This window comes from Pseudomonas sp. TH10 (genome assembly GCF_016651255.1).
Lineage (GTDB): Bacteria > Pseudomonadota > Gammaproteobacteria > Pseudomonadales > Pseudomonadaceae > Aquipseudomonas.
Genome location: NZ_JAEKEG010000035.1, coordinates 22,044 through 29,676, shown reverse-complemented (window position 1 = coordinate 29,676; position 7,633 = coordinate 22,044). Strand labels below are relative to the sequence as shown.

Below are 7,633 nucleotides of genomic sequence, written 5' to 3'. Positions count from 1 at the left end.
CCCTTCTTTTATAGAGAGCTCTTTCAGGCGTACGGCTTCTTCCACGGCAATTTCGCAGAAAGGGTTCATCGACATCTTGACGTTGGCGAGGTCAACGCCGGAATTGTCCGCCTTGACGCGAACTTTCACGTTGTAGTCGACCACCCGCTTGATGGCTACCAGAACTTTCATGGATAACTCCATAGCAACATAGTGAACCCGATACGCCACCGGCATACCGGGAAAAAGATCAGCGCTCGCCCAGTTGCTCGATCACACCGCTGGCCTTCAACTGCGCCAGACGCTCGTCGTCCAGCCCCAGCTGACGCTTGAGCACTTCATCCGTGTGCTCGCCCAGCATCGGCGCCGGACGCAGGTATTCCACCGGTGTGCCCGACATCTTGATCGGGCTGGCCACCGTCACGAAGTCTGCCTTGAGCGGGTGTGGAATGGTCACCAGCATGTTGCGCGCCTTGACCTGAGGTTCATCCAGGGCCTGGGCAATGCTGTTGATCGCACCGATGGGCACGCCACGCGGATGGACTCGGTCAATCCACTCCTGTGCCCGACCGTCCAGGAAGTGCCGTGACAAGATCTCGATGATCGCTTCGCGATTGGCCACACGGTCGGCGTTACGCGTAAATCTGGGGTCTGCCGGCAGGTGGCCCAGGCCAATGGCGTCGCACAGCGCGACAAACTGCGAGTCGTTGCCGCAGGCGATGATGAAGTCCTGGTCGCTGGCACGGAACACCTGATACGGCACGATATTGGCGTGAGCATTGCCATAACGCCCTGGCGGTTTGCCCGAGGCCAGGTAGTTCTGGCTTTGATTGCACAAGGTTGCGACCTGCACGTCCAGCAGCGCCATATCGATGTGCTGCCCTGCACCGGTTTTTCCCGGCTGAGCAGCGCCGCCTGGATGGCAACCGTGGAATAAAGGCCGGTCATCAGGTCGGAAAAAGCCACGCCAACCTTCTGCGGACCGCCACCGGGCAAGTCATCGCGCTCGCCGGTAATGCTCATCAGCCCGCCGATGCCCTGCACGATGAAGTCGTAACCGGGTTCGGCCGCACGCGGGCCGGTCTGCCCGAATCCTGTGACGGAGCAGTACACCAGCCGAGGGTTCAACTGCGACAACGAGGCGTAATCCAGTCCGTACTTGGCCAGGGAGCCAGCCTTGTAGTTTTCGATCAGCACATCACAGTCGGTCGCCAGTGCACGCACCAACTCCTGCCCTTGCGGGCTAGCCAGGTTCAGCGCTACCGATAACTTGCCGCGATTGGTTGATTGGTAATACGACGCTTCAGAGGTCAACTCATCGCTCTGGCCTTTCATCCAGGGCGGGCCCCAACCCCGGGTATCGTCGCCCACACCCGGCCGTTCCACCTTGATCACTTCTGCGCCCAGATCGGCCAGTGTCTGTCCGCACCAGGGGCCGGCAAGCACACGGCTCAAGTCGAGTACGCGGTATCCAGTCAAAGCACCCATGTCATTTCACCTTTGCTTGAGCGGTTACACACGCTCGATAACCATCGCCAGCCCTTTGGCCGACACGTCGTCAGGTCGTACTGGCGCGAGGGCGCCCGCATGACGACCGAAAGGCGTACGTAACCCCGCAAAAATATAAGCATCAAGCATGGCAGTTTCCTAAGCGTTGATGGATCAGGTCAGTGTCGGTTCTGGATGGCACAGCGATAAGCCCAAGGCCGCACGCCGGCGCAGCCAGGGGCCAGGCCGATAACGCGGGTCCCCAGTCAGTTCGGTCATGCGTTCGAGGATAGTCAGCAAGTGCTGCGCGCCAACACTGTCGCCCCAGGCCAGCGGGCCCTGCGGGTAACCCAACCCACGACGTACGCCTTCATTAAGGTCTTCGACGCTGGCTATGCGCTGTTGGACGATATCGCCCGCCAGGTTGACGATCATCGCCAGCACCCGCTGAGCGACGAAGCCGACACTGTCATTGATCACGCTGACGCCCACACCGTCGCGAGACAGCAGCGCATGGGCCGCTTGGCGCATATCGGTGCCGGTTACCGGTGTGAGCATGAGCGTGCGGTAGCGCATGCAATCGAGCAGCGGGTCAATACAGACCGTGCGCGTCGGATCTACACCAAAACGCTGCGCTGCGCGTGTCGCGTCCACGCCATAGGGCGCCAACAGGCAAAGCGCAGCGTCGGAAGGCATGCTGCCCTGCTCCACCTGGGCGCCCAGGCGCTCCAGCAGTGCGCTAAGGCTGGTACGGTCTGCATCATTTTCACTACCCAGCCACACAGGCGGCATAGCCTCCACGACAGGCACGGGCTGGGGTTGTGGCACATCGACCATTTGGCCGTTGGCATAGCGGTAAAAACCACGCCCGACCTTACGCCCTACATAGCCAGCCTCAAGCATTTGGCGGGTCAGCGCAGCGGGCCGATAACGGGGTTCCTGGTAGAACTGGTTATAGATAGACTCGATTACTGGGTGGGAGACATCCAGCGCGGTCAGGTCGAACAGCTCCAGGGGGCCCATGCGGAAACCCAGGCCTTCGCGCAGAATGCGATCAATCTCGGCCGGCTCGGTGACGCCTTCCTTGAGTATCTGCAAGGCTTCAGTGCTGTAAGCGCGACCCGCGTGGTTGATGATGAAGCCAGGGGTGTCTTTGGCGCGGATCCCGCGGTGCCCCATCCGCGCGGCCAATGCCTGCAGGCTGTCACCGACACGAGGATCACTGGCCAGGCCATCAATGACCTCCACCACTTTCATCAGCGGTACCGGATTGAAAAAGTGAAACCCTGCCACACGTTCAGGCTTGCGGCACTCGCGTGCGATGCTGGTGACCGACAGCGAAGAGGTGTTGGTGGCAAGAATACAGTCGTCGCGAACGACGGCCTCGAGCTGGGCGAGCAAGGCTTGCTTGGCATCGAGGCGCTCGACGATGGCTTCCACCACCATGTCTACGTCGCTGAGATCCGTCAATGCGCCGGCAACATGCAGGCGCTCAAGGGTTGCCTGGGCATCACTGGCCGCAATCTTGCCTTTGGCCACCAACTTGTCCAGGGTCTGTTGGAGGTTTTCGAGAGCGGTCTGCGCGGCACCTTCACGGTTGTCGAACAGCATGACCTCAACGCCGGCCTGGGCCGCAATCTGGGCAATGCCCGTGCCCATGACACCCACGCCCACGACAGCCATCCGTTTTATTTCACGTGTCATGGGTCATTCTCCAGTAAAGGTTGCTTGGCGTTTTTCAAGGAACGCCGTGGCGCCTTCCTTTTGATCCCTGGAATCAAACAGCAACTGAAATGCCTTGCGCTCCAAGGCCAATGCGCTCTCCAGAGGCAGGTCGGCACCGAGCAGCATGACTTCTTTGATCTGTGCGACGGCCAGAGGTGGCAACGCGGCTATTTGCGCGGCCAGTTCAAGGGATCGGGGCAGCGTGAGCTCATCGCTGACCACTTCGCTGACCATGCCCATCGCAAGTGCTTCGGGGGCAGGCACCAGGCATCCAGTCAACGCTATTCGCATAGCCTGGAATTTGCCGACTGCGCGGATCAACCGTTGAGTGCCGCCAGCTCCCGGCATCAGGCCAAGCTTGACTTCGGGTTGGCCGAAGCGCGCCGATTGACCGGCAACAATGATGTCGCAGTGCATCGCCAGTTCGCACCCGCCGCCCAGGGCAAACCCATTCACGGCAGCGATGATCGGTTTGGGGCAGCGAGCGATAGCGTCCCACAGGCGTTCCGTGTGACGAAGATACATCTCGACGGGGCTGGCCTGGGCAAACTCGCGGATGTCGGCGCCGGCAACGAAGCACTGCTCGCCGCCCGTGAGGACGATTGAACGCACGCGGTCATCTGCGGCCAAGGCGCGAAAGATATCGGCCAGTTGCTCACGGACGGCGCTGTTAAGGGCGTTCTTGACTTCGGGACGCTCAATGCGCACGACTGCGACTGCATTGTCTTGTAGGTGCAGATGCACGACGGGCTCTGGGTGGGAGTTCATATCGACCTCTTATTATTGTTTCGCTAGGCGAAACTTGATTCCGTATTTACGATCAATCATAGGTATCCTTACGAAGCCCTGTAAACAGAAAAAGCTTAACCTTTCGAAAAGCCTCGTACTTACAGGGACTTGCCGACATAAGACATGTCTATTGGTTTTTAGAACGCTAGCGCATATAATTTCGCCTGGCGAAACTACGTTTTATTTTCTTGCATTTATTTAAATTGAGGTTCTACCATGGCTCGCATCAAGGCAGATCAACAGGCCGCCGACACGACAACCGGAGCGGACGAAATCGGGTTACTGAAGATGGGCATGCTCGACCCAACCATCGCGTTGAGCGATGACGAAAACAGCGGTCAGTTCGTAACGGCGCTGGCACGCGGGCTGGAGTTGATGCGGTGCTTTACCCCACGCGACAACGTGTTGGGCAATCAGGATCTGGCGCGTATGACCGGCCTGCCCAAACCGACCGTGACGCGATTGACCAACACGCTGATGCGTCTGGGTTGCCTTAAACGTGAAGTGCATTCGGGCAAGTATCAGCTGGATGTCGGGGTGCTGGGTTTTGGCTACGCCATGCTGTCGAACCTGGCGATTCGCACGGTGGCTCATCCGTTGATGGAAGAGCTGGCCAATCATGCGCAAGCGGCGGTCGCCATGGCTTCGCGTGATCGCCTGCAGATGGTGTACCTGGATGTGGTTCAGGGTCAGGGCAACATGACCATGCGCCGCCAGACCGGCAGTTACTTGCCACTGGCACAGAGCTCGGTAGGCCGCGCTTGCCTGGCGGCAATGCCCGAGACCGAGCGAGTTTTGCTCGACCATATCCGCCAGCGTGAATCGGAGCAGTGGCCAACCATTCGCAAGGGGTTGGACCGGGCCTTCAGGGATTACGCCGACTATGGCTTTTGCCTGTCGATCGGCGAGTGGCATCGCGACGTGAACTCCGTAGCGGTACCGCTGCTGCATCCACAGTACGGGTTGCTGACCTTCAACTGCGGTGGACCGAGTTTTCAACTGCCGCGTGAACGACTGATGGACGATATCGGGCCGCGCCTGATCAACATGGTTAACAACATTGGCGCCGCTGCTCGCTGACGCAACGGAGTAACGGCGCCCTGATAAAGAACCGCTCGCCTGCGAGCGTTAGGAGCGCACATGATCCGTGATACCGAAACCCTGCAGATTCTGTTGGACTCACTTCGCCAATTTGTCGGCGAGGTGCTGATTCCTCGCGAAAATGAGGTGGCTGACACCGACTCGATCCCCCAGGACATCGTCGAACAGATGCAGGCCATGGGGCTGTTCGGTCTCACGCTGCCGGAAGAGTTCGGCGGGCTGGGCGTCACGATGGAAGAAGAGGTGAATATCGCCTTTGAATTAGGCCGCACATCCCCGGCGTTTCGATCCTACATCGGCACCAACAACGGCATTGGCTCCATCGGTATTCTCCTGGATGGCACCGCCGAACAGAAACAGCAGTACCTGCCCAAGCTTGCCAGCGGCGAGTTGCTCAGCTCTTTCTGCCTGACGGAACCCGATGCCGGCTCTGATGCCGCCTCGCTCAAGACCAGCGCCGTGCGCGATGGCGACAGCTACATCCTCAATGGCACCAAGCGTTTCATCACCAACGCCCCACACGCCGGCATCTATACCGTGATGGCGCGGACAAGCACCGAAATTAAAGGTGCTGGTGGTATCAGCGCGTTTATCGTCGAACGCGGTACACCCGGTGTGTCCTTGGGCAAACCCGACCACAAGATGGGCCACAAAGGCGCCCACACCTGTGACGTCATCTTTGAAAACGCTCGCGTGCCAGCCAGCCAATTGATCGGCGGCGTCGAAGGCGTGGGTTTCAAAACCGCCATGAAAGTCCTCGACAAGGGCCGCCTGCACATTGCGGCCTTGAGTGTCGGGGCGGCTGAGCGAATGCTCGACGATGCCCTGCGCTACGCGCTGGAACGCAAACAATTCGGTAAACCTATCGCCGAGTTCCAGCTGATCCAGGCGATGCTGGCCGACAGCAAAGCGGAAATCTACGCCAGCCGCTGCATGGTCCTGGATGCTGCCCGCAAACGCGACGATGGCCACAACGTGAGCACCGAAGCCTCGTGCGCCAAGATGTTCTCTACGGAAATGTGCGGGCGCGTTGCCGATCGCTGTGTGCAGATCCATGGCGGCGCCGGCTATGTCAGCGAATACGCCATAGAGCGCTTCTACCGGGATGTGCGCCTGTTCCGCATTTATGAAGGCACCACCCAGATCCAGCAGATCGTGATTGCCCGAAACATGATTCGAGACGCTCAAGGCTGAGGCAAACGCCCTTTCCTGCTCCAGTTCTACCCCATAAATACAATAAGGTAATTCTATGGACGCTGCTGCTCAGGCAAGCGCGACTGCGCACGCCAAGTCCAGTACTTGGGTACTGGTCTTTATTTTCTGTTTTCTCGGCTTGTTAATCGACGGCGCCGATTTGATGTTGCTGTCTTACAGCCTCAATAGTCTGAAGGCTGAGTTTGGCCTCACCAACGTAGAGGCCGGCAGCCTGGGCAGTTTCACCTTGGCCGGGATGGCGATCGGCGGAATCTACGGTGGCTGGGCGTGTGACAGATTCGGCCGGGTAAAAACCGTGGTCTGGAGTATTTTGCTGTTCTCCGTCGGCACAGCCGCCCTGGGCCTGACGCAAACCTACTGGCAGTTCGCAACTATCCGGTTCCTGGCTTCATTGGGAATTGGCGCGTTGTATGTGGCGTGCAATACCTTGATGTCCGAGTACGTCCCAACCCGTTATCGCACCACAGTGCTTGGCACCCTCCAGGCCGGTTGGTCTGTGGGCTACATTGTCGCGACCTTGCTGGCTGGCTGGATCTTGCCGGTCCATGGCTGGCGCTGGCTTTTCTACATCGCGATCATCCCGGTGATCCTTGCTCTGGTGATGCAACGTTTCGTACCGGAACCACAGGCCTGGATCAACGCCCAGGCCGAGCGAGCCAAAGAAAAACTCGCGGGAATCCGTCAGGGATCAGTGGTGAAACGTGACAGCATGTACAAGCAGATTTTCAGCGATCCGCAGGCGCGCCGAATGTTTTTCTGCTGGGCGCTGACTGCCGGTTTCCTCCAGTTCGGCTACTACGGAGTGAACAACTGGCTGCCAACCTACCTGGAGAGTGAGCTGGGCATGAACCTCAAGTCCATGACCGGCTACATGGTGGGCACTTACACCGCCATGATCCTCGGCAAAATTCTCGCTGGCATGGCTGCAGACCGCGTGGGACGTAGAAGCGTATTCGCCTTCGGCGCACTGGGAACGGCAGTGTTTCTGCCGGTAATCGTGCTGTTCCAGAGCCAGGAAAACATACTCTGGATGCTGGTGGTGTTCGGCTTTTTGTACGGTATTCCCTACGGCGTGAACGCCACGTACATGACCGAAAGCTTCGAAGCCAAATTTCGTGGATCTGCCGTGGGCGGTGCCTACAATATCGGGCGTCTGGGGGCAGCCATCGCTCCGGCCGCTATCGGCTTTCTCGCCTCACATGGTTCGATAGGTGTGGGTTTTCTGGTCATGGGCGCGGCCTACTTCATCTGTGGCGTGATCCCAGCGCTGTTTATCAGGGATAAGCAGTTCGACCCGCAAAGGCAGTAGCGCCTTGTAATACCCCGAGGCCTGGCG

The 7,633-nt window shown here is 59.0% G+C and carries 5 protein-coding genes and 3 pseudogenes; 3 read left to right on the top strand and 5 right to left on the bottom strand.

What is annotated here, in order from left to right; all coding sequences use genetic code 11:
* The 5 genes and pseudogenes from JFT80_RS05375 to JFT80_RS05360 form a co-directional block, all read right to left on the bottom strand.
* Positions 1 to 171, bottom strand: a pseudogene (locus JFT80_RS05375) (electron transfer flavoprotein subunit beta/FixA family protein); the annotation flags it as partial.
* 58 nt (positions 172 to 229) lie between these two features.
* A pseudogene (locus JFT80_RS05370) lies at positions 230 to 1,467 on the bottom strand (CaiB/BaiF CoA transferase family protein).
* Between the two features lie 33 nt (positions 1,468 to 1,500).
* Positions 1,501 to 1,617, bottom strand: a pseudogene (locus tag JFT80_RS23875) (hypothetical protein); the annotation flags it as partial.
* Between the two features lie 24 nt (positions 1,618 to 1,641).
* Entirely contained in the window at positions 1,642 to 3,171 is a 1,530-nt protein-coding gene (locus JFT80_RS05365; RefSeq protein ID WP_201147173.1) for a 3-hydroxyacyl-CoA dehydrogenase, read from the bottom strand.
* A gap of 3 nt (positions 3,172 to 3,174) precedes the next feature.
* Entirely contained in the window at positions 3,175 to 3,960 is a 786-nt protein-coding gene (locus JFT80_RS05360; protein ID WP_201147172.1) for an enoyl-CoA hydratase, read from the bottom strand.
* A 237-nt stretch (positions 3,961 to 4,197) separates the two neighbouring features.
* Here JFT80_RS05360 and JFT80_RS05355 point away from each other — a divergent pair, with 237 nt between their 5' ends.
* The 3 genes from JFT80_RS05355 to JFT80_RS05345 are packed head-to-tail and all read left to right on the top strand — an operon-like array spanning position 4,198 to position 7,606.
* Positions 4,198 to 5,061, top strand: a complete 864-nt coding sequence (locus JFT80_RS05355) for an IclR family transcriptional regulator (protein WP_201147171.1) — start codon at positions 4,198 to 4,200, stop codon at positions 5,059 to 5,061.
* A 60-nt stretch (positions 5,062 to 5,121) separates the two neighbouring features.
* Positions 5,122 to 6,276, top strand: coding sequence for an acyl-CoA dehydrogenase family protein (locus JFT80_RS05350; protein WP_122839892.1), 1,155 nt, complete (start codon positions 5,122 to 5,124; stop codon positions 6,274 to 6,276).
* Positions 6,277 to 6,331: 55 nt separating this feature from the next.
* On the top strand, positions 6,332 to 7,606 hold the full coding sequence (locus JFT80_RS05345) for an MFS transporter (protein ID WP_122839891.1): 1,275 nt from the start codon (positions 6,332 to 6,334) through the stop codon (positions 7,604 to 7,606).
* Positions 7,607 to 7,633: the final 27 nt, after the last annotated feature.

Bases quoted from the DNA above. Each gene is read 5' to 3' on its own strand.
- JFT80_RS05365 (WP_201147173.1), bottom strand. From the start codon at position 3,171: ATGACACGTGAAATAAAACGGATGGCTGTCGTGGGCGTGGGTGTCATG.
- JFT80_RS05360 (WP_201147172.1), bottom strand. From the start codon at position 3,960: ATGAACTCCCACCCAGAGCCCGTCGTGCATCTGCACCTACAAGACAAT.
- JFT80_RS05355 (WP_201147171.1), top strand. From the start codon at position 4,198: ATGGCTCGCATCAAGGCAGATCAACAGGCCGCCGACACGACAACCGGA.
- JFT80_RS05350 (WP_122839892.1), top strand. From the start codon at position 5,122: ATGATCCGTGATACCGAAACCCTGCAGATTCTGTTGGACTCACTTCGC.
- JFT80_RS05345 (WP_122839891.1), top strand. From the start codon at position 6,332: ATGGACGCTGCTGCTCAGGCAAGCGCGACTGCGCACGCCAAGTCCAGT.